Genomic DNA, 21,522 nt, shown 5'->3' with positions numbered 1-21,522 from the left:
GATCGAGAACCGACGCGCCGGTACCCGGCTGCATGTCACCCAGGTGTTGCACCCGTACGGTTACGGAGTGACCGACGAAGCACCCCTGCGCCGTCGGGACGAGCCAGAGACGGCAGGGGACGGACGACCGCTCCCCGAGCCGCCCGACCCGACGTCTGGCGGTCCCGCGTCCCTGCCCGCCGCCGTCCCGCTGACCGCCCCTCGCGAGGGCACCCCCCGCCCGGTCGAAGCCGACAGTGAATTGGCCGAGGTGGTGGCCAAGATGTCGGCCGGCACCGGGCCCGTCGCCGTGGACGCCGAACGGGCCTCCGGCTACCGCTACACCCAGCGCGCCTACCTCGTGCAGTTGCGCCGGGCCGGGGCCGGGACCGTACTGATCGATCCGTTGCCCCTCGATGATCTGCGCACCCTCGATGCCGCTCTGGCCGAGAGCGAATGGGTGCTGCACGCCGCCAGCCAGGACCTCGCCTGCCTGGCCGAACTCAACTTCCGGCCGCGCCGCCTGTTCGACACCGAGCTGGCCGCCCGGCTTGCCGGATTCGAGCGGGTCGGCCTGGCCGCGCTCACCGAGCAGCTCCTCGGCTACTCGCTGGAGAAGCACCACTCGGCGGCGGACTGGTCGACCCGGCCGCTGCCGGAGTCGTGGCTCACCTACGCCGCCCTCGACGTCGAGCTGCTCACCGACCTGCGCGACCTGCTGGCCGCCGAGTTGGAGCGGCAGGGCAAGTCGGCGTGGGCGGCGGAGGAGTTCGCCGCCCTGGTGGCCAGCGCCGACCGGCCACCCAAGGTTCGGCCCGACCCGTGGCGCCGCACCTCCGGCATCCACCGGGTGCGCGGCGCGCGGGCCCAGTCCCGGGTGCGCGCCCTCTGGTACGCCCGGGACGGCGTGGCCGCCCGCCGCGACTCGGCTCCCGGCCGGGTGCTGCCCGACTCGGCCATCGTGGCCGCGGCCGAGCAGGACCCGAAGGACGAGCGCGCGCTGCTCGTCATTCCCGGTTTCGGCGGGCGCTCGGTGCGCCGGCTGGCCCGGGTCTGGCTGGACGCGCTGGACGAGGCCCGTTCGCTGCCGGACGACGAGTTGCCGATCAACCAGCCGATGGACGGCCCCCCGCCGCCGCACCGCTGGGCCGAGCGCGATCCGGTCGCGGCGGCCCGGCTGGCTCGCTGCCGGGCGGTCGTCGTCGCGACGGCGGAGGCCCACAACCTCCCGCCGGAAAACCTGGTGAGCCCCGATTACGTCCGTCGCCTGGCCTGGTCGCCACCGGACGAGGTGAGCGGTCAGACGGTCGGTGACGCTCTGCGCGGTTTCGGGGCCCGCAACTGGCAGGTGGGTCTGCTGGCCGACCAGCTCGCCGAGGCTCTGCCGGACCCGCTGCCCACCGCATGATCAACCGGCCGGGCGAGGATTCGCCCGGCCGGCGCGGCGACCGGTCACGCAGAATGAAGGGGACATTCCCCACGGGCGGTGGCACTCCTTAGTTACCGGCGAGTAGCATCCACCCCACAGGAAATATGCCCGCAAGGAGACTCCCGTGCCCCGTGAAGTACGTGAGGTCGTCTTCGTCGACGGCGTCCGCACCCCGTTCGGCAAGGCGGGCGGCATGTATGCCGAGACCCGCGCCGACGACCTGGTCATTCGCTGCATCCGCGAGCTGATGCGCCGCAATCCCCAGCTTCCGCCCGAGCGGGTGGACGAGGTCGCGATCGCGGCCACCACCCAGATCGGCGACCAGGGCCTGACGATCGGCCGCACGGCCGCGCTGCTGGCGGGCCTGCCCAAGACCGTCCCCGGTTACGCGATCGACCGCATGTGCGCGGGCGCGATGACCGCGGTGACGAACGTGGCCGGCGGCATCGCGATGGGCGCCTACGACATCGCCATCGCGGGCGGCGTCGAGCACATGGGCCGGCACCCGATGGGTGAAGGCGTCGACCCCAACCCGCGCATCCTCGCGGAGAAGCTGGTCGACCCGTCGGCCCTGGTCATGGGCGCGACGGCGGAGAACCTGCACGACCGCCTGCCGGACATCACCAAGGAGCGGGTCGACCGCTACGGCCTCAACTCCCAGCTCAAGACCGCCAAGGCGTACGCGGACGGCAAGCTCCAGGGTGACCTGGTGCCGGTCGCCCTGCGTGACGCCGAGCAGGGCTGGGGCCTCGCCACGGTCGACGAGGCGCCCCGCGAGACCTCTCTCGAAAAGCTGGCCACCCTCAAGACTCCGTTCCGCCCGCACGGCCGGGTCACCGCCGGCAACGCGGCCGGTCTCAACGACGGCGCCACCGCCGCCCTGCTGGCCGACGAGGCCACCGCCCGCGAGCTCGGCCTGCCGGTCGCGATGCGGATGGTGTCGTTCGGCTACGTCGGCGTCGAGCCGGAGATCATGGGTTACGGCCCGATCCCGTCGACCGAGAAGGCCCTCAAGAAGGCCGGCCTCACCATCGACGACATCGGCCTGTTCGAGCTGAACGAGGCGTTCGCCGTGCAGGTGCTCGCGTTCCTCGACCACTACGGCATCGCCGAGGACGACCCGCGGGTCAACCCGTGGGGCGGCGCGATCGCCATCGGGCACCCGCTCGCCTCCTCCGGCGTACGGCTGATGACCCAGCTCGCGCGGCACTTCGCGGAGCACCCGGAGGTCCGTTACGGCCTCACCGCCATGTGCATCGGCATCGGCATGGGCGGCACCGTGATCTGGGAGAACCCGAACTGGAAAGGCGCCGACAAGTGACCATCGAGCACCCCAACGAGGTGGTCACCAAGGCCATCGTCCGGCTCGTCGCGGTTCCCGGCCTGGACCGCCAGGCCGCGCTGATCACGCTGGACAACGGCTTCGACTACAAGAAGCCGAACAGCTTCGGGCCGGCCGGGCTGGCCTCGCTCGACGCCGCGATCACCGAGGCGACGGCGGCGGAACCGGCCTTCATCGCGATCACCGGCAAGCCGTACATCTTCTGCGTCGGCGCGGACATCACCGGCATCCCGTTCCTCACCTCGCGGGAGCAGGCGCTCGAGCTCGGTGAGCTGGGCCACCGGGTGTTCGTCCGGCTGAAGAACTCGACGATTCCCACGTTCGCCTTCATCAACGGCGCGGCCCTCGGCGGCGGCCTCGAGGTCGCGCTGCACTGCCACTACCGCACCGTCTCGACCGGCGCGACCGCCCTCGGCCTGCCCGAGGTTGCGATCGGCCTGGTCCCCGGCTGGGGCGGCAGCCAGCTGCTGCCCAACCTGATCGGTGCCCCCGGGGCCGCCCAGGTGATCCTGCAGAACCCGCTCACCCAGAAGGTGCTCCGGCCGAAGCAGGCCCGCGAGCTGGGCGTGGCCGACGAGATCTTCGAGGCCGCCGACTTCCTGGAGAGCTCGCTGCTCTGGGCCGCCGGCGTGGTCGGCGGCAAGACCACGGTCGAGCGCCCCGAAGTCGACAAGGACATGTGGGACGGCGTCCTGTTCTTCGCCAAGCAGCAGCTCGACGAGAAGCTGCACGGCGCGGTCCCATCCGCCAACAAGGCCCTCGAACTGCTCGCCCTGGCCAAGGAAGCGACGTTCGAGGACGGCACCGCGGCCGAGACCGAGGCCCTCGCCGACCTGATCATGGGCGACGAGTCGCGCGCCTCGCTCTACGCGTTCGATCTGGTCCAGCGCCGCGCCAAGCGCCCGGTCGGGGTGCCCGACAAGGCGCTCGCCCGCAAGGTCACCAAGGTCGGCATCATCGGCGCCGGCCTGATGGCGTCGCAGCTCGCGCTGCTGTTCGCCCGCCGCCTCCAGGTGCCGGTGGTGCTCACCGACCTCGACCAGGCACGGGTCGACAAGGGCGTCGGTTACGTCCTCGGCCAGATCGACAAACTGGCTTCTCGGGGGCGGCTGGACGAGGGCACCGCGGCCAAGCTGCGCGGGCTGGTGTCCGGCTCGGTCGACAAGTCGGTCTTCGCGGATGCCGACTTCGTGATCGAGGCCGTCTTCGAGAACCTCGACCTCAAGAAGCAGATCTGGGCCGAGCTCGAGAAGATCGTCTCCCCCGAGGCCATCCTCGCCACCAACACCTCGTCGCTGTCGGTCACCGAGATGGCCGCCGACCTCGAGCACCCCGAACGGGTGGTCGGCTTCCACTTCTTCAACCCGGTGGCGGTCCTCCCGCTCCTCGAGATCATCAAGGGCGAGCGGACCGACGACGCCACGGTGGCCACCGCGTTCGCCGTCGGCAAGGAGCTGAAGAAGTCGTCGGTGCTGGTCAAGGACGCGCCCGCGTTCGTGGTCAACCGCGTGCTGACCCGCTTCACCAGCGAGGTCTTCAAGGCCGTCGACGCCGGCACCCCGCTCGACGTGGTCGACACCGCGTTCGACCCGCTGGGCCTGCCGATGCGGCCGATCGCGCTGCTCCAGCTGGTCGGCCCGGCCGTCGCCCACCACGTGGGCGAGACGCTGCACGCCGCCTTCCCGGACCGCTTCGCGGACAGCCCCACGCTGAAGAAGATCGTCGACGCCGGCCTTCCGCTTCTCGTCGACGACGAGATCAACCCCGAGGTGGTCAAGCTGGCGACCGGCGGTTCCGCGCCGCTGACCACTGATGAGGTACGCGGTAAAGCACTCGAGGCCCTGGCCGAGGAGATCCGCCTCATGCTCGACGAGGGAGTGGTCGCCGAGGCGCAGGACATCGACCTGTGCATGGTGCTGGGCGCCGGCTGGCCGATGCACCTGGGCGGCGTCACCCCGTACCTGGACCGCAGCGGCATCTCCGAGAAGGTGACCGGCAAGCGGTTCCTGCCGAAGGGCGTCGGCAGCCTGCCGGCGTGACTTTCGTCGGATCGACGACGCCCCGCACCGCTTCGGTGCGGGGCGTTGTCGTACTCGCTGCCGGTTTGTCCGGTCGGGTGTGATCACCTACCCGGATAGGGGGGCGACCGGCCTGGCGCTGGGCCGATAGGCTGCCTGGCGGGAAACCCAATCGATGGAGCTTTGATGTCGCAGCCGCCGTACTCCGGCCAGCCTTACAACGGTCAGCCCACTTCCGGCCAGCCCTACCAGGGCGGCCAGCAGTACCCTGGCCAGCCTCAGTCCGGGCAGCCCTACCAGGGCGGCCAGCCGCAGTACGGCCAGCCCAACCCCGACGTGCCGACCTCGGTGCCGCCCCAGCCGCCGTACCCGCCGACCCAGGCCTACCCGTCGTCGGGTCAGCCGGACTACGGTCAGCAGCCCCCGCAGTACGGCCAGCCCCAGCCGCCGGCCTACGGCCCGGGTGACTACGGTCAGCAGCCGCCCCAGTCCGGCCAGCCCCAGTTCGGGCAGCCTCAGTCCGGCCAGCCCCAGTTCGGGCAGCCGCAATACGGTCAGCCGCAGTACGGCCAGCCCGAGTTCGCGCAGCCCGGCTTCCCGCAGGGGACCCCGCCGAAGAAGAAGTCGAAGGCTCTGCCGATCATCCTGGTGTCGGTCGCGATCGTGCTGGTGCTCTGCATCGGCGGTGTGGTGGCGCTCGTCATGGTCGGCAAGGACAAGGCCGACGACATCAACAACCAGCTCGCCGACTCGACCGCGAAGCCCACCGCGACCGCCACCGCCGAGGCCGCCGATCCCACCGAGCAGCCGACGACGACCGCGTCGAACATCAAGATCGTCGAGCCGGCCACCCTGGGTGGCCGCCCGAAGCTGACCGACCCGCAGTTCGCGTCGGTGGCCAAGGAGCTCAAGGACGGGCTCGCCTCGGTGCCGTCGGCCACCAACACGGTCGGCTCGCTCTACGGCACGGTCGCCAAGCAGGACATCGTGATCGTCGTGGCCGCCGAGGCCCCGATCGCCAACCCGGAGAAAGAGCTCGACCAGACGTTCATGGGCGCGGGTGTCGGCGGCCTGAAGATCTCCAACATCACCGACGCGCCGACCGGTTCGCTGGGTGGCACCGCCAAGTGCGGCAGCGCCGAGACCTCCGGCATCGACATGGCGATCTGCTCGTGGGCCGACGACGGCAGCCTCGGCATGGTGATGTGGTACTTCAAGTCGGTCACCAAGGCCAAGGCCGAGTTCCCCAAGCTCCGGGCCCAGATCGAGAAGAAGTCCTGAGCTGGTCAAGCCGACACGCCGTCCGCGGCGATCACATGATCACAACGCCCTCGGCACGGACCGGTCACGGTTCCGGGCCGAGGGCGTTCTCGTGATCCGCAGCCGTCAGCATGGTTGGCGTCCCGAGCCCGACCCCCCGACTGGCTGAGGAGTGTTACCGGTGGTCCTGCAGCACCTGCGCCGCGTCCGGTGGGCGGTGCGTGCCACGCTGTTCCTGGGCGTGGCCGCTTCCGTCGTCGCCAACGTCCTGCACGCGCTGGACAACCCGATCAGCCAGGCCATCGCCGCCTGGCCACCCCTCGCGTTGCTCCTCACCGTCGAGCTGATCTCCCGAGTTCCGGTGCACCGCCGATGGCTGGCCGCCGCCCGCCTGATCGCCACCGCCACGATCGCCGGCATCGCCGCCTGGGTCTCCTACTGGCACATGGTCGGCGTCGCCGCCCGCTACGGCGAAACCGGCGCCTCGCCCTACCTGCTCCCCCTTTCGGTGGACGGCCTCATCGTCGTCGCCAGCATCTGCCTGGTCGAGCTGGGCGGCCGGATAACCTCCTTGGAACGCGACCAGGACGCCCAGCCCACCCCGGGCCACCCCTCCTCAGCCCAGCCGGCCCCCTCGGTTTCCGCCGACCCGGTCATTCCGGACCTGATCCCGACACCGGCCGCGACGGTTGCCGCGATGACGGCCCGAACCGGCGGTCTGCCACTGCACCGACGCGCCTTCGAGGAGGCGGCCGCCGCGCTCCCCCGCGCAACCGGCGCCGACGGCACCACGTTCGCTCCCACGCTGACCCGCCAGGCGCGCCCACCGGCCTCCTCGATCGGGCGTGCCGCCGATCCGGCAGGCTCAGCTCCCCCGCCCAGCTCCGCACGGCCCAGCTCCGCACGGCCCAGCGCCCCACCGTCCGGCCTTGCCACCAGTGCCGCCGCCGGGCGGACGGTGTCGGCTGCGGTCTCGGGCCGGCGGCCGGGGGTGGCTTCCGGCCGGGCGGTTCCCGCGCAACGTGGCCCGGCCACCGGGAAAGCCGGCGTCGGACGCGCGGCCGGGAACGGCCAAGTCGGCGGGGACGGCGCCTCGCGTACCGAAAAGAAAGAAACGGCTGGGCGGGCGCGACGCAGCCCGGCCGAGACGGTGGCCCTCGCCGAGCGGCTGGCGGCCGAGCGCCCGTCGATCACCGACGCCGAGATCGCCGCCGAGCTGGGCATCACCACGTCGCGGCTACGCACGGTCCGGCGCGAGACCCAGGGCGGCGACCACACACTGGCCGCTTGAGGCTCGGCCGGCAGCGGATGCCGATCCGGCTGGCGGGGCGGCTCCGGCCCCGACCGCCGGGGAGGCGGCTGGGCCGAGGCGGCTGAGGTGGGCGGCTGAGGCGAGCTGGCTGAGGTGGGGCGGGGATCAGGTGGCGAGGCCGAGGTTCTTGCCGCGCGGGACGGCGGCGGAGGCGGCCACCACCGGGGTGGCGTCGGCGGTGGGCAGGGAGACGGTGACCTCGAGGCCGCCGCCGGGCTGAGCGATCGCCGAGACCGTGCCGCCGTGGGCGTCGCAGACCGCTCGGACGATGGAGAGGCCCAGGCCGGAGCCTCGGGAGCCGGTTCGTTCCCAGCCGCCGCGGCGGAACGGCTCGAACAGGCCGGGCACGTCGCCCGGCTCGACCTCGTAGCCGGTGTTGCCGACCACCAGGACGGCCTGGCCGTCGACCATGTCGGTGCGCAGCCAGAGCTTGCCGAGCAGGTGGTTGTAGCGGATCGCGTTCTCGATCAGGTTGCCGGCCAGGCGGTCGAGCAGTGACGGGTCGCCGACCACGGGAGCCGGTCGCAGGTCGGTGGTGACGTCGAGCTTGAGGCGTTCGGCCTCGGGCTTGACCGCGGAGAGGGCGTTGGTGACGCTCATCGACAGGTCGGCCGACACCTTGCGGGCCAGCCGGCGGCCCGACTGCGCCTCCGAGCGGGCCAGCACCAGCAGGGCGTCGACCAGGCCGTTCGCCCGTTCGGAGGCGTCCCGCACGACCTTCGCCATGCGGCGGTATTCGGCGACGTCGGCCTCGTCGTCGGTGAGCGTCACGTCGATCTCGGTGCGCATCACGGCCAGCGGGGTGCGCAGCTCGTGGGAGGCGTTGGCGACGAAGCGTTTCTGCGACTCGAACGCGCCGGCCAGCCGGTCGAGCATCGCGTCGAAGGTGCGGGCCAGCTCGGCCACTTCGTCGTCGGCGCCGGAATAGCGGATGCGCTGGTCGAGGGTGGCCTCGCCGAGGCGGCGGGCGGTCTGGGTGACGGTGTGCAGTGGGCGCAGGGCGCGGCCGGCCACCGCGTAGGCGCCGGCGGTGCCGATGATGCCGATGGCGAACAACGCGACCAGGCCTTTGACGAGCACCTCTCGGGAGGCCCGCTGGACGAGGCCGGTCTGCCAGGCGATGGCGTCCTCGGTGGTGCCGTTGCGCAGGGTGACCACGGAACCGGGTTGGAGCTCGTTCACCGGGTGCATGGCGTCGCTGACCAGCAGCCAGGCGAGCAGCACCAGGATGGCCCCGGCACCGACCAGCAGGATGCCGTTGAGCAGCGTGAGTCGCAGCCGCAGGGTGGGGCGGAGGTTGAGGCGCCGGCTGCGGCCCTGGTAGACGGTCACGAGAGGCCGACCGGTTCGGGCACCCGGTAACCGGCGCCGACCACGGTCTCGATAAGTGGCGGGTCGCCGACCTTCTTACGCAGGGTCATCACGGTGACCCGGACGGTGGTGGTGAACGGGTCGGTGTTGGCGTCCCAGACACGTTCGAGCAGTTCTTCGCTGGACACCACGCCGCCGCGGGCCTTGAGCAGCTCCTCGAGCACGCCGAACTCCTTGTTGGTGAGCTCGATCGGCAGGCCGCCGCGGGTCACGACCCGGCGGGTCTGGTCGAGCACCAGGTCGCCGACGGTGAGCACGGGCGGGGCGGCGGGGGTCGCCCGGCGGCCGAGTGCCTGCACCCGCGCCACCAGTTCCTCGAAGGCGAACGGCTTGGCCAGGTAGTCGTCGGCGCCGAGCTGGAGGCCTTCGACCCGGTCGGCGACCGTGCCGCTGGCGGTGAGCATCAGCACCCGGGTCAGCGCGCCCGACTCGACGAGGGCGGCGCAGATCTCGTCGCCGTGCATGCCGGGCAGGTCACGGTCGAGCACGACGACGTCGTAACGCGTCACGTAGGCCATCTCGTGACCCTCGAGTCCGTCGTAGGCGACGTCGACCGCCATCCCTTTGCGTCGCAGGCCCCGTGCGATCGCGTCGCAGAGGTTCCGCTCGTCTTCCACCACAAGCACGCGCACCGCAGAATCCTCCGTCGACCGCCGGGCAACCAAGCCTCCCCGACCAGGTGTGAAGAGGCCGTAAGTGAAGGCTACCGAAGGTGCCAGACAGCGTACGAGGCGTCGACGAGCCGGCACACCAGCACCGGGTCGGCGATCGGGGCCGTCTGGCAGTTCCCGGAGACCCGCTCAGCGGTGCCGAGGTATTCGACCTGGCGGGTGGCCGGGTCGAGCAGGCCGTACCAGATGCGGTACTGACCCTTGGCGTCCTTCTTGCCGTAGAGCCGGCCACCCCCGGCCGGGCCGAGGCTCTGCCAGTCGCCGAAGTCGCCGAGGACCTGGCCGGTGGCCGGGTCGAGCACCGACAGGGCGGGCGTTTCGGGGCCGGCCCCGGCGAGCAGGTACGACCCGAACGGCTCGGCATATCCCCACCGCTCCGACCGCCACACCGCACGGCCGGTCGCCGGGTCGACGGCGGTCATCCCCCGCTGCTGCCGGAACATGCAGATGATCACCCCGCAGTCGGTCTCCACCGAGCTCTGCGACAGGTCGGTGGCGGTGTGCCAGAGCCGGTCCAGGCCGGGCAGCCGGTAGGCGTCGTAGCCGTTCCCCACATCGACCATCACCAGGTCGCCGACCGGCCACATCAACCCGGCCGCGGTGGGCAGGGTGGTGGACGCCAGCGGCCGGCCGGTGCGCGCGTCCCAGGTGGCGAGCTGCCCGGAGTCCGAACCGAGCACCAGCCAGCGGGGATAACCGCCGTCCGGGCCGCCGTCCGGGGTCAGCAGTCCGCCGGCCGGGCCGGGCACCCGCCAGCGCAGCGCCCCGGTTCGCACGTCGACCGCGATCAGCCCGGCGCCGTCGTCGAGCAGCGCGATGCCGTCGGCCGTGGCGGCCTGGACGAACCGTGCGGTCTTCCGCCACAGCGGGGTGGTCGCCCCGACGGCCTGCGCCACCACCCCCTGCCTGCCGTCGGTGTTGAACTGGTAGCCCAGCACCAGCACGTCGCCGATCTGTTCGAGCCCGAGGACGGCACCGGTCACCGCGATCGTGGTACGGGCGATCACCCGCGCTTCCGGCAGTTGGTAGGTGGTGACCACCCGGTTCTGCGTGGTCTCGTCGCCTTCCGCGCGGCCGGAGGCGATCAGGTAGAGCCGGTCGCCGTAGAGGAAGGTCTCGTCGCCGAGCCCGGCCGGGATGATCGCGGGTGCGCGGGGCGGTGCCTGGCCGGCCGCGCCCCCGAGCGCCGCGACGAGCACCAACGTGATCGCCCCGAGGACAGCACGGTAGGGCACCGGGCGTTCCGCCACCGGTACCGCGCGTTCCGAGCCGAGATCGATGAGGGCGACGCCTCATTATCCGGACCGGTACGTCCAGATCTCCAGTCCGTTGTTTCCGCGGCAGAGCACGTAGGCGTGGTTGGAGCTGCACTCGCTCACCGGTTTCGGGCCGGCCCCGAGCACCTGCACCTGGTCGCGGTCCGCCAGCACCACGCCGAACGCGCTGCGGCCGCCGCGCAGGGCCTTGCGCAGCACGATGGGCGCCCCCGCACCGCCGGTGATCTCGGCGTTCCAGCCGGCCAGGCCGACCCGGACGCGGCCGGTGGCCGGGTCGACGAGCCGGAGCGGGATGCCGGAGCCGGCGTTGGTCTCCAGCACATAGCCGTCGAGCAGATCCATGTCGACAGTGCCCGGCGCCCGCCAGACCGCCTGGCCGGTGGCCGGGTCGAGCACCTCGAGGGCGGTGCGTGGCCCCGAACAGAGCACCGCGCCGCAGGCCGGCGGGTCGACCAGCACCTCCGGGGCGGGGCGCTGCCAGAGCTGGTCGAGGGTGTCGGGCGAGTAGACGACCTCGCGATCGGCCGAGCCGGCCCGGCCGTAGTAGATGACGACGACGCCACCGGTGAGGTCACCGCCGATCGGCCGGTCCGCCCCGATCCTCGGCAGGGCGACCTCGCGCCGGACCGCGCCGGTGCCGCCGTCGATCCGCTCGAGGCGGTCGGACGCCACCACCAGCACGTCGGAGCCCCTGGTCAGCACGTTCACCGAGCCGGCCAGCACGTTCGTCCACCGGGTCTCGCCGGTGACCAGGTCGACGCCCCGGATCTCGGTGCGCACCGGCGGTTCGGTGTGCGGCCGGCCGGTGGCCGAGAAGTAGAGGACACCGGGGTCGCCGGAGTCCTGGTCGTAGAGGGTGCCCTGGCGGAAGACCTGATTCTGGATGAAGCCGACTCGGCCGCCCGGCAGTGCGGTGATGCCGACGTCCGACTGCCAGCGCACCCGGCCGGTCCGCGCGTCGACGACGGTGGTGGCCGGGCCGTCGGTGAGCAGCAAGCTGTCGCCGGACTGGCGGGCGTCGACACCGCCGAAGCCGACGTCGTCGGGTCCGATCACCCGGCCCGGGTAGCGCACGGTCCACAGCTCGTGCGGCTCGGGGGTGAGCGCGAACGCGGTGGTGACGCGCTCCCCGCCGGATCCGGAGATGGTGTAGACGCGATCGCCGACCAGCCGGGACTGGGTCTCGGCCCCGCCCGGCGGCGGGACGGCACCCAGGTAGCGCCAGAGGGTCGAGCCGCCCGGCGCCGAACCGCCGAGCACGGCCAGCAGCACCCCGGCGAGGAGCAGGCCGGTGAGGCGGTAACGGTAGGCCGGTGGCGGCGAGGCGGGTGCCAGGTCGGGCTGGGTGGTCAGGTCCAGCTCGATCAGCGCCAACGCTTCACTCCTCCTGGTACGACCAGACGACCAGTTCGCCGTACGTGGTGCGGCAGATCAGCCGGGCGGGAGCGGCCTGGCAGTCACCGGTGCCCGCGGGCAGCGCGGCGAGCAGGCGCGGTCGCGGATCGCCCGGGTGGGCGACGGCGACCATGGTACGGGCTCCGCCGTCGACCGACCGGATCAGAAGCAGCCGGCCGTCCGCCCCGCCGCTCCCGGTGATCGGGATCCACCCGTCCAGCTCGGTACGCACCCGCCCGGTCCGCGGGTCGAGCACGCCGACCGGGTCGGTGCCGTCGGACCCGGCGTACGCGATGAGCGACGTCCCGTTCTGGGTGACTCCGGCCCAGCCCGGGTGCGCCCAGCGCTGGTCGCCGGTGGCCGGGTCGATGGCGCGCACCTGGCCGGCCCCGGACAGGCAGGCCAGCTGTCCGCAGGCGGCCAGCTCGTACGCGTTCTGAGCGGGCTCGGTCCACTGCTGGCGCAACGTGACCGGGTCGTACGCGGAGATCTCCGGCCCGTCCGTGCCCGGGTGCCGCAGCAGGATCTTCCCGCCCGCCACCACCGGGTTGTCCGGGTTGTAGTCGGCGCCCGGCACGGTGGTCGAGGCCAGCCGGCGGCCGGTGCGCAGGTCGTGCACGGCGAGGGTGCGGTCGTCGTGCACGAGCAGCATGCGGGAGCCCTCGTCGGCGACGCCGGGCAGGCCGAGCAGCACCGCCGTGGAGGGCACGTGCACGCTCCAGAGGGTGCCGCCGGTGCGCGGGTCGACCGCGGCGACGTCGCCTTGCACCCGGCGGCCGGTGCCGGTGAGGCTGCGCACCGAGTCGACGGCGAGCAGGCTGTCCGAGCCGGCCACGGTCACCACGTTGCCGGGTCGCTCCCACCGGGCGGCACCGGTGTGGGCGGAGACCGCGGTGGTGCCGGGTTCGCCGGAACTGGTCGTCCAGGGCCGCAGCAGCACGAGGCCGCCGCCGAGGCGCAGCCGGTAGCCGGGCGTGGCCTGGGCAGCCTGCCAGCGCAGTTGCCCACGGTCGAGGCCGTACGAGGTGAGCTGCCCGAACGTCTGGGCGAGCAGCTGACCGTCGGCGGTCACCGCGTACGTGTCGGCGGGGCCGATCTGGAGCCGGAACACCGGGTTGAGTGCCGGGTCGGCGGGGGCTGCCGAAGCGCCCGCGAACAGCAGCACGAGTGCTCCGAGCAGGGCCACCGGGACCCAGGAGGGGAACGTCCGACGGCTCGGCGAGCCGTACGAGGGCGGCTCGCCACGGTCGTAACCGAGATCGATCACGAGCACGCCGCCGTTGTCTGCCATACCTCAAAGGTAACGAGCAGATAACGACAGCACCGCTTCCCTATCCCCTATGCCGGGTTTGTAGGTGATTCGCCGTTCTACCGAGTGGTCTGTGCCGCTTCGACGGCTTCGTCCACTCGGGACACCCACTCGGTCACGTCCCGGGCGATGTCCTGGGCGGTCAGACCGAGCGCGGTCAGGATCTCGGCGCGACTGCCGTGCGGGTGGAAGCCCACCGGCACACCGAAGTCGCGCAGCGGCACGTCGACCCCCGAGTCGCGCAGCGCGCTGGCCACCGCGTCGCCGACGCCCCCGGCGCGCACGCCGTCCTCGAGCGTGACCACCCGGCGGTGCTGGCCGGCCAGGCCGATCAGCTCGATCGGCACCGGGCGCACCCAGCGCGGGTCGACCACCGTGACGCCGTAGCCCTGCTCGGCCAGCCGGTCGGCCACCTCGAGGCCGAGCCGGGCGAACGCGCCGACCGCCACCAGCAGCACGTCCTTGCGTCCGCCCGCGAGGGAGTCCTCGCGCAGCACGTCGACCTGACCCGCCCGGCGCACGGCCGGAGTGTCCTCGGCCACCGATCCGGTCGGGAACCGCACGATCGTCGGGCCGTCGTCGACCGCGATCGCCTCGCGCAGTTCCTCACGGAGGGTGGCGGCGTCGCGCGGGGCCGCGATGCGCAGGCCCGGCACCACGCCGAAGACGCTCATGTCCCAGATGCCGTAGTGGCTCGGCCCGTCCGGACCGGTGATGCCGGCCCGGTCGAGCACGAACGTCACCGGCAGCTCGTGCATCGCCACGTCGAGCAGCACCTGGTCGAACGCCCGGTTGAGGAAGGTGGCGTAGACCGCCACGACCGGGTGCAGACCACCCATGGCGAGGCCGGCCGCGCTGGTGGCCGCGTGCTGCTCGGCGATGCCGACGTCGTACGCCCGGTCGGGGTATTTCGCCGCCAGCTTGGCGATACCGGTCGGCTCGGCCATCGCGGCCGTGATGCCCACCACGTCGACCCGCTCGTCGGCGATCTTGACGAGCTCGTCGGCGAAGACGTGTGTCCACTTCACCGACGGCTTGGCGAGCAGCTTGCCGGTCTCGACGTCGAAGGCGCTGCTCGGACCGTGCAGCCGGTCGGCCTCGTCGGTCTCGGCCGGCCGGTAACCGAAGCCCTTGCGGGTCACCGCGTGCACGATGACCGGCGCGTTGTAACCCTTGGCCCGGCGCAGCGCCGACTCCATGGCGACGAGGTCGTGGCCGTCGATCGGGCCGATGTACTTGATGCCGAGGTCCTCGAACATCGGCTGCGGGCTGACCGCGTCCTTGATGCCCTTCTTGACCGCGTGCAGCACCTCGTAGGCCGGCTTGCCCACCACCGGGGTCGAGCCGAGAGCGTTCTTCACCAGGTCGAGCACCCGCTCGTAGCCCGGGTTGAGCCGCAGCGTGGACAGGTGGTCGGCGAGGCCACCGATCGTCGGAGCATACGAACGGCCGTTGTCGTTCACGACGATGACCAGGCGGTTCTTCGCCGAGGCGATGTTGTTGAGCGCCTCCCAGCACATGCCACCGGTGAGCGCGCCGTCGCCGACCACGGCCACCGTGTGCCGCTCCTCACCCCGCAGCGCGAAAGCCTTGGACAGGCCGTCGGCATACGACAGGGCGGTGGAGGCGTGCGAGTTCTCGATGAGATCGTGCTCACTCTCGGCCCGCGACGGGTAGCCGGAAAGGCCCCCACGCTGCCGGAGCAGGTCGAAGCCGTCCTGGCGCCCGGTCAGGATCTTGTGCACGTACGCCTGGTGGCCGGTGTCGAACAGGAGCCGGTCGCGGGGCGAATCGAAGACCCGGTGCATCGCCAGGGTCGTCTCCACGACGCCCAGGTTGGGACCGAGGTGACCGCCGGTGCGAGACACCTTGGCCACCAGGAAGTCGCGGATCTCGGCGGCCAGCTGGGTCAGCTGCTCGGTGGTGAGGCGCTTGAGGTCACCGGGACAGGTGATGGACGCCAGCAGGGCTTCGCTCATGGGAGTGAAGTCTATCGGCGCCTCGAGGCCCCGCACCCCACGCGAACGGCCAGAGCGGGCTCCTACACACAACCTGCACAGAGCTGAGACCGGATCGTAAGGCATTCTTGCGGCCATGACCGCTCGTCTTCTTCCCGGCGCCCCGGTTGCCGAAGCCGTTCTCGCCGACGTCAATACCCGCGCCGCCCGCCTGCGCGAGCGTGGCATCGTGCCGAGCCTCGCCACCATCCTGGTCGGCGACGACGACGCCAGCGCCGGTTACATCCGCATCAAGCAGCGCCAGGCCGCCGAGATCGGCTTCGAGTCGCCGCACCGGCACCTGCCCGCCGACACCACCCAGGAGCAGCTGCACGAGGTGATCGCCGGCTTCAACGCCGACAAGGGCGTGCACGGCGTCCTGATCCAGTACCCGATTCCCGGCCACCTCGACTACGACGCCGCGCTGCAGACCCTCGACCCCGACAAGGACGTCGACGGCATGCACCCGCTCAACATGGGCCGCCTCGCGCTCGGCATGCCAGGTCCGCTGCCCTGCACGCCGGCCGGCATCGAGGCGCTGCTCGCCCACTACGAGATCCCGGTGGCCGGCCGCGAGGTGGTCATCCTGGGCCGCGGCGCGACGCTGGGCCGGCCGCTCGCGATGATGCTGGCGCAGAAGCGCCCGACCGCCAACGCCGCCGTCACGGTCGTGCACACCGGGGTGACCGACTGGCCGCGTTACACCCAGCGGGCCGACATCCTGGTCGCCGCGGTCGGGGTGCCGCACATCATCCAGCCCGAGCACGTCAAGCCGGGTGCGGTGGTGGTCGGCGCGGGTGTCCGCTACGAGGGCCGCCGGCTGCTGCCGGATGTCGACGAGTCGTGCGCCGAGGTGGCGAGCGCGATCACCCCGCGGGTTGGCGGCGTCGGCCCGACCACGGTCGCGATGCTGTTCCGCAACGTCATCGAGGCGGCCGAACGGGCCAACTAGTCAGACAGTCTGGTTAGTAGGTAACCTACCTAGCCATGCTGCATGGCTTCCTCGATCTCTGCCTGCTCGCGATGCTGCGAGAAAAACCCGATTACGGGTACGGACTGGCCCAGCGCCTCGCCACGGCGGGGGTGGCGGACGTCCCCGGCGGCACGCTCTACCCGGCCCTGCTGCGCCTGGAGCAGCAGGGCCTGGCGTCGCCGAGCTGGGGCCCGTCCGAGTCCGGCCCCCGCCGCAAGTACTACGCGATCACCGACCTCGGCCGCACCGAGCTGGCCGCCCAGGTCACCGGCTGGCAGCGGTTCCGCGACGGGGTCGACACCCTGGTGGCGGCCGGGGCCCGGCGATGACCGCGTGGGGGGTCCGCTTCGAGGACGAGTTGCGCCGGCTCGGCGTGCAGCCCGGTCGCGCGCGACAACTCGCCGACGAGACCGCGCAGCAGGCGGCGGAGTGCGACGCCGCCCCGGACTCGCTGTTCGGACCGGCCCACCTCTACGCCCGGCACCTGCTCTCGGAATTGACCACGAGAACCCTGCCGCTGAACGGGCCGAGCGGACCGGTTCGGTTACGCCTGACCGGGGTGGGCAAGCGCTATCGACGCCGCACCGTGTTCGACGGGGTCGACCTGACCGTGCGGGGCGGGGAGGTCGCCGCCATCGTCGGCGCGAACGGTTGCGGCAAGTCCACCCTGCTGCGCATCTGCGCCGGCCTCACCCGGCCCAGTTCCGGCCGCGTGCAGCGGACCCGCCGGGTCGGGTTCGTCCCGCAGGACGCCGGCACCGCCGGCTGGCTGACCGCCGACGAGCACTTCACGCTGTTCGGCGCGGCCGCCGGGATGGCACCGCGGCGCGCCCGCTCGACCGGCGAGCACCTGGCCGCCCGCCTGGCCTGGCGCCCCGGCCGCAAACAGCTCACCCAGCACCTGTCCGGCGGCACCCGGCAGAAGCTCAACCTGGTGCTCGGCGAGCTGCACTCGCCCGACCTGCTGCTGCTGGACGAGCCCTACCAAGGCTTCGACCAGGGCACCTACCTCGATTTCTGGCACCAGGTGCGGGCCTGGCGCGAGGCCGGCCGAGCGGTCGTGGTGGTCACCCACCTGCTGCACGACCTGCAGCACGTCGACCAGGTCTTCGACCTCGGGGCACTGCGGTGACCGCGCTGGTGGTGGCGGCCCTCTCGGCCCGCGAGGTCGGCCGGCGGCGGACTGCTTTGGTGCTGGTGATCAGCCTGCCGCTGTGGTTCTACCTGGTGCGACGCGACCTGACCGGGCAGTCGCTGCGGATGCTGACGCTCGGCATCGGCTGGGCGGTCTCCACGCTCACCCTGTTCGTGGTCAACGCGTCCCGCGGGGTCGACCCGCGGCTGCGGCTCAGCGGCGCGTCCACGGCCGCGGTGATCGGCGGCCGGCTGCTCGCGACGACCGCCGGCGGGGTGGCGCTGGCCGCCGCCTACTGGCTGCTCGCAGCCGTCGACCAGGGCCTCGACCGGCCCGCGGCGGCGGCGCTGATGATGGCGCTCACCGCGGCCGTGGCGGCCCCGCTCGGCGGTCTCGTCGCCGCCGTGCTGCCGCGCGAGCTGGAGGGCGCGCTCGCGCTGCTCAGCATCTGCGCGGTGCAGATGCTCGCCGACCCGGCCGGGCTGGTCGCCAAGCTGATGCCGTTCTGGTCGGGACGCGAGATCGGCACCTACGCGGTCGACGCGACCGGCCCCGAATACCTCTGGCGGGGCCTCGCGCACGGCGTGCTGACCTGGCTGATCTGCGCGGGCGGCACCTGGTCGATCTTCGCCTGGCGACTGCGCCTCCCGCGCTGCCCCGAGCCCTAGGCGCGTTCGATCAGGGCCACGCACTCGACGTGCTGGGTCATCGGGAAACAGTCGAAGGCCCGCAGTTCGGTAAGCCGCCAGCCGAGCTCGCCGAACGTCTTCAGGTCGCGGGCCAGGGCGGCCGGGTCGCAGGCCACATAGGCGATCGCCCGGGGACCGGCGCCGGCGATGGCCCGCACCACCTGGGCGCCCGCTCCGGAGCGCGGTGGATCGAGCACGACCAGGTCGACCGGTCCGGTGACCCGGCGGCGCTGCAGGGCGTTCTCCACCCGCGCCTCGACGACCTCGACGGCGGGCCGGTCGGCGAGGTTGGCGCGGGCCGCGGCGCAGCCCGCCGGGGACGACTCGACGACCGTCATCCGGGCCCCGGTGCGCTCGGCGACGGCCGCGGCGAACAGGCCGGCTCCGCCGTAGAGGTCCCAGGCCACCTCACCGTCGGCGGGCCGGAGAAGTTCGACGACGGTCGCGGCGAGCGTGTCGGCGGCGGCCGGGTGGATCTGCCAGAAACCCTCCGGCGGTACGCGCCAGTCGCGGCCCGCCGCCACCTCGAGAACCCGGGGCGGGCCCAGGATCTGCAGCCGCCCGCCGGACGGTGCCCCGTCGATCGGGTCGTCGGTCGGGAGCGCGCCCTCGCCGGTCGGGCGGATCAGCACGGCCACGTCGCCGCCGGTGGTCGCGGCCACCTCGACGGCGTCGGCCTCGGGCCAGTCGCGGGCGAGCAGGTCCAGATCCTGGATGGCGGGGTGCGAGATCAGGCAGCGTTCGATCGGGACCACCTGGTTGGACCGGTGCTGGAGCAGACCGGGCCGGCCCTGCGCGTCCACCGCGTACCGGATCCGGCTGCGCCAGCCGAGCAGGACATCGTCGGCCGGCAGTGGCTCCACGCGTACGGTCCGGGAAATTCCCGCCATCCGCTGGAGCAGCTCCGTGACCACCGCGCCCTTCCAGCGCAGCTGCGCGTCGCCCGCGACGTGCTGCAGGTCGCACCCGCCGCACCCACCCGGGTGCGCGTAGGGGCACGGGGGTGTGACCCGGTCCGGCGCGGCCTCGAGGATCTCGACCGCGTCGGCTCGCAGGTAGCCCCGGTGGCGCTCGGTGATCTCGGCGGTGATCCGCTCGCCGGGCAGCGCGTGCCGCACGAAGAAGACCCGGTTGTCCAGGCGCGCCACGCAGTGACCGCCGTGCGCGGGGGCGCCCACGGTCAGCTCCACCCGCTCGCCCTCGACGAAGTCCAGACTGGGATCGGAGATCATGTGCGGGCTTCCTCGTCGTCGGCCGGCTGCTCCACCTCGGTGGTCCGGGTGCGCGGGCCCCGGCGGGGCACCTGCGCCAGGGCGCTGTCGTAACGCTCGAGATCGCGGTCCTGACTGGAGCGCAGCTGCCAGGGCACGCTGGTGACCATCACGCCGGGCTCGAAGAGCAGACGCCCCTTGATCCGCAGCGCGCTCTGGTTGTGCAGCAGGTTCTCCCACCAGCGACCGACCACATATTCCGGGACGAAGACCGTGACCACGTCGCGCGGAGAGCCCCGGCGGACCCCCTTGACGAAGTCGATGATCGGCCGAGTGATCTCGCGGTACGGCGAGTCCACGACGGTGAGCGGCACCGGGATCTGCCGGCGCTCCCACTCCGTCTGGATGGTGCGGGTGTCCTTGTCGTCGACGTTCACCGTGACCGCGGTCAGCGTGTCCGGCCGGGTCGCCTGGGCATAGGCGACGGCTCGCAGGGTCGGCTGGTGCACCTTGCTGACCAGCACCACCGCGTGGTTGCGGCTGGGCAGGATCGGTCGCTCCTCGGTGGGCTCCAACTCGCGCGCCACCCGGGTGTAGTGCTTGCGGATGCCGAGCATCATCACATAGAGGACGAGCATCGCGGCGATCGCGATCCACGCGCCGAGCAGGAACTTCGTGACCAGAACCACGATCAGCACGGCACCGGTGAGGCACATGCCGAACGCGTTGATCGCCCGCGAGCGCTTCATCCGGCTGCGCCGGACCGGGTCGCGCTGGGTGCGCAGCAGCCGGTTCCAGTGCCGGATCATGCCCTCCTGGGAGAGCGTGAACGACACGAACACGCCGACGATGTAGAGCTGGATCAGCCGGGTCGTCTCCGCCTGGAACGCCACCACCAGCACGATCGCGGCGACGGCCAGCAGCAGGATGCCGTTGGAGAAGGCGAGCCGGTCGCCGCGGGTGTGCAGCTGGCGGGGCAGCCAGCGGTCCTGCGCCAGGATCGAGCCGAGCACCGGGAAGCCGTTGAAGGCGGTGTTCGCGGCCAGGAACAAAATCAGGGCGGTGACCGCGCCGGTCGCGTAGAGCAGGACCGACCCCGCGCCGAAGACCGTCTCGGCGAGCTGCGCGGTGACCGTCTTCTGGTCGTAACCGGCCGGCCCCGAGATGATCTGGGTGGCCTGGTCCTCGACGTACTGCAGGTGGGTGACCCGGGCCAGCACGACGATGCCGACGAGCATGACGATCGCGATGCCGCCGAGCAGCATCAGGGTGGTCGCGGCGTTCTTGCTCTTCGGCGGCTTGAACGCGGGCACCCCGTTGGAGATCGCCTCGACGCCGGTGAGCGCGGCACATCCGGAGGAGAAGGTCCGCAGGAGCAGATAGGCGAACCCGAAACTGGTCAGGTGGTCGTCCTCGGCGGTGATCACCAGCCCGGCGCTGGGCGCCTGGAGGTCCTGGCCGAGTACGAAGACGCGGATCAGGCCGGTCACGATCATGCCGACGATCAGCACGATGAAGGCGTACGTCGGGATGGCGAACGCGGTGCCCGACTCACGCAGGCCGCGCAGGTTGAGGGCGGTCAGGATGGCGATCGCGCCGATCGCGAACGGCACCTTGTGGTCGGCCACGAACGGCACCACCGAGCCCAGGTTGTTCACGCCCGACGACGTCGACACGGCCACCGTGAGGATGTAGTCGACGAGCAGCGCACTGGCCACCCCGAGCCCGGCCCGCGGCCCGAGGTTGACCGTGGCCACCTCGTAGTCGCCGCCGCCGGACGGGTAGGCGTGCACGTTCTGCCGGTAGCTCGCGACCACCGTGATCATCACCACGGCGACGGCGAGCGTGATCCACGGGGAGATCACGAACGCCCCGGCCCCGGCGATCGACAGGGTCAGCAGGATCTCATCGGGCGCGTACGCCACGCTCGACAGCGCGTCGCTGGCGAAGACGGGCAGCGCGATCCGCTTGGGCAGCAGGGTGTGCTGCAGCTTGTCGGAGCGGAACGGTCGGCCCAGCAGCAGCCGCTTGGCGAGGGACGTCGAACTTGCCACGAGTGCTTAGCGTACGGACGGCCCCGCCATCGTGTATGCCGCCCCGGGCGCCGCCCACAGTGTGCGCATGGCACGCTCATCGGTGTGAGCTTTGATCCGG

The 21,522-nt window shown here is 72.1% G+C and carries 17 protein-coding genes; 9 read left to right on the top strand and 8 right to left on the bottom strand.

The window, feature by feature from the left end:
• The first annotated feature begins 67 nt into the window (after positions 1-67).
• From Afe05nite_RS05895 to Afe05nite_RS43615, 5 genes are all read left to right on the top strand, one after another.
• Positions 68-1,387 carry a ribonuclease D gene (locus Afe05nite_RS05895; protein ID WP_438867644.1) on the top strand — a complete coding sequence of 440 codons (1,320 nt, stop codon included), beginning with the start codon at positions 68-70 and terminating at the stop codon, positions 1,385-1,387.
• Positions 1,388-1,532: 145 nt separating this feature from the next.
• Positions 1,533-2,729 carry a thiolase family protein gene (locus Afe05nite_RS05890; RefSeq protein ID WP_203815933.1) on the top strand — a complete coding sequence of 399 codons (1,197 nt, stop codon included), beginning with the start codon at positions 1,533-1,535 and terminating at the stop codon, positions 2,727-2,729.
• A complete protein-coding gene (locus Afe05nite_RS05885) occupies positions 2,726-4,789 on the top strand; it encodes a 3-hydroxyacyl-CoA dehydrogenase NAD-binding domain-containing protein (protein ID WP_203815932.1) in 2,064 nt (687 codons plus the stop codon). The genes Afe05nite_RS05890 and Afe05nite_RS05885 overlap by 4 nt, the downstream gene beginning before the upstream one ends.
• 165 nt (positions 4,790-4,954) lie before the next feature.
• On the top strand, positions 4,955-6,049 hold the full coding sequence (locus Afe05nite_RS05880) for a flagellar basal body-associated FliL family protein (RefSeq protein WP_203815931.1): 1,095 nt from the start codon (positions 4,955-4,957) through the stop codon (positions 6,047-6,049).
• Between the two features lie 160 nt (positions 6,050-6,209).
• Positions 6,210-7,319, top strand: coding sequence for a DUF2637 domain-containing protein (locus Afe05nite_RS43615; RefSeq protein WP_239117583.1), 1,110 nt, complete (start codon positions 6,210-6,212; stop codon positions 7,317-7,319).
• Between the two features lie 126 nt (positions 7,320-7,445).
• Here the strand turns inward: Afe05nite_RS43615 and Afe05nite_RS05870 are convergent, their stop codons facing one another.
• The 6 genes from Afe05nite_RS05870 to dxs all read right to left on the bottom strand — a co-directional run bounded on the left by Afe05nite_RS05870 (position 7,446) and on the right by dxs (position 15,342).
• A complete protein-coding gene (locus Afe05nite_RS05870) occupies positions 7,446-8,672 on the bottom strand; it encodes a sensor histidine kinase (RefSeq protein ID WP_203815930.1) in 1,227 nt (408 codons plus the stop codon).
• The gene (locus Afe05nite_RS05865; protein ID WP_203815929.1) at positions 8,669-9,343 is read right to left on the bottom strand and encodes a response regulator transcription factor; all 675 of its coding nucleotides are present in this window, start codon (positions 9,341-9,343) and stop codon (positions 8,669-8,671) included. The genes Afe05nite_RS05870 and Afe05nite_RS05865 overlap by 4 nt, the downstream gene beginning before the upstream one ends.
• Positions 9,344-9,414: 71 nt before the next feature.
• The gene (locus Afe05nite_RS05860) at positions 9,415-10,617 is read right to left on the bottom strand and encodes an outer membrane protein assembly factor BamB family protein (RefSeq protein WP_203815928.1); all 1,203 of its coding nucleotides are present in this window, start codon (positions 10,615-10,617) and stop codon (positions 9,415-9,417) included.
• 60 nt (positions 10,618-10,677) lie between these two features.
• The gene (locus tag Afe05nite_RS05855) at positions 10,678-12,033 is read right to left on the bottom strand and encodes a PQQ-binding-like beta-propeller repeat protein (RefSeq protein ID WP_203815927.1); all 1,356 of its coding nucleotides are present in this window, start codon (positions 12,031-12,033) and stop codon (positions 10,678-10,680) included.
• Between the two features lie 4 nt (positions 12,034-12,037).
• Positions 12,038-13,345: an outer membrane protein assembly factor BamB family protein gene (locus Afe05nite_RS05850; RefSeq protein WP_203815926.1), complete on the bottom strand. Its 1,308-nt coding sequence runs from the start codon at positions 13,343-13,345 to the stop codon at positions 12,038-12,040.
• 77 nt (positions 13,346-13,422) lie between these two features.
• A complete protein-coding gene (gene dxs / locus Afe05nite_RS05845; protein ID WP_203815925.1) occupies positions 13,423-15,342 on the bottom strand; it encodes a 1-deoxy-D-xylulose-5-phosphate synthase in 1,920 nt (639 codons plus the stop codon).
• A gap of 115 nt (positions 15,343-15,457) precedes the next feature.
• Between dxs and Afe05nite_RS05840 the strand changes: the two genes are divergently transcribed.
• Genes Afe05nite_RS05840 through Afe05nite_RS05825 form a run of 4 tightly spaced genes read left to right on the top strand, consistent with a single transcriptional unit; the run spans position 15,458 to position 18,136 of the window.
• Complete coding sequence (locus Afe05nite_RS05840) at positions 15,458-16,312, top strand: bifunctional 5,10-methylenetetrahydrofolate dehydrogenase/5,10-methenyltetrahydrofolate cyclohydrolase (RefSeq protein ID WP_203815924.1); 855 nt, start codon at positions 15,458-15,460, stop codon at positions 16,310-16,312.
• 35 nt (positions 16,313-16,347) lie between these two features.
• Positions 16,348-16,662 carry a PadR family transcriptional regulator gene (locus Afe05nite_RS05835; RefSeq protein WP_203815923.1) on the top strand — a complete coding sequence of 105 codons (315 nt, stop codon included), beginning with the start codon at positions 16,348-16,350 and terminating at the stop codon, positions 16,660-16,662.
• Entirely contained in the window at positions 16,659-17,465 is an 807-nt protein-coding gene (locus tag Afe05nite_RS05830; RefSeq protein ID WP_203815922.1) for an ATP-binding cassette domain-containing protein, read from the top strand. Before Afe05nite_RS05835 ends, Afe05nite_RS05830 begins: the two co-directional genes overlap by 4 nt.
• The gene (locus Afe05nite_RS05825) at positions 17,462-18,136 is read left to right on the top strand and encodes a hypothetical protein (protein WP_203815921.1); all 675 of its coding nucleotides are present in this window, start codon (positions 17,462-17,464) and stop codon (positions 18,134-18,136) included. The genes Afe05nite_RS05830 and Afe05nite_RS05825 overlap by 4 nt, the downstream gene beginning before the upstream one ends.
• On the opposite strand, the gene Afe05nite_RS05820 is transcribed toward Afe05nite_RS05825, so the two are convergent.
• The gene (locus tag Afe05nite_RS05820; RefSeq protein WP_203815920.1) at positions 18,133-19,389 is read right to left on the bottom strand and encodes a class I SAM-dependent RNA methyltransferase; all 1,257 of its coding nucleotides are present in this window, start codon (positions 19,387-19,389) and stop codon (positions 18,133-18,135) included. The two genes, Afe05nite_RS05825 and Afe05nite_RS05820, sit on opposite strands and share 4 nt — an antisense overlap.
• Positions 19,386-21,422 (bottom strand): APC family permease, encoded by a 2,037-nt coding sequence (locus tag Afe05nite_RS05815; RefSeq protein WP_203815919.1) that lies wholly within the window; start codon positions 21,420-21,422, stop codon positions 19,386-19,388. The genes Afe05nite_RS05820 and Afe05nite_RS05815 overlap by 4 nt, the downstream gene beginning before the upstream one ends.
• Positions 21,423-21,522: the final 100 nt, after the last annotated feature.

Origin of the sequence: Paractinoplanes ferrugineus (genome assembly GCF_016862195.1) — a bacterium.
Lineage (GTDB): Bacteria > Actinomycetota > Actinomycetes > Mycobacteriales > Micromonosporaceae > Actinoplanes > Actinoplanes ferrugineus.
The sequence above is the reverse complement of the archived record's forward strand: the minus strand, read 5'-3'. Positions and strand labels throughout refer to the sequence as shown.

Coding starts and splice junctions, on each gene's coding strand:
- Afe05nite_RS05880 (WP_203815931.1), top strand. CDS start 4,955: ATGTCGCAGCCGCCGTACTCCGGCCAGCCTTACAACGGTCAGCCCACT.
- Afe05nite_RS05850 (WP_203815926.1), bottom strand. CDS start 13,345: ATGGCAGACAACGGCGGCGTGCTCGTGATCGATCTCGGTTACGACCGT.
- dxs (WP_203815925.1), bottom strand. CDS start 15,342: ATGAGCGAAGCCCTGCTGGCGTCCATCACCTGTCCCGGTGACCTCAAG.
- Afe05nite_RS05840 (WP_203815924.1), top strand. CDS start 15,458: ATGACCGCTCGTCTTCTTCCCGGCGCCCCGGTTGCCGAAGCCGTTCTC.
- Afe05nite_RS05835 (WP_203815923.1), top strand. CDS start 16,348: ATGCTGCATGGCTTCCTCGATCTCTGCCTGCTCGCGATGCTGCGAGAA.
- Afe05nite_RS05830 (WP_203815922.1), top strand. CDS start 16,659: ATGACCGCGTGGGGGGTCCGCTTCGAGGACGAGTTGCGCCGGCTCGGC.
- Afe05nite_RS05820 (WP_203815920.1), bottom strand. CDS start 19,389: ATGATCTCCGATCCCAGTCTGGACTTCGTCGAGGGCGAGCGGGTGGAG.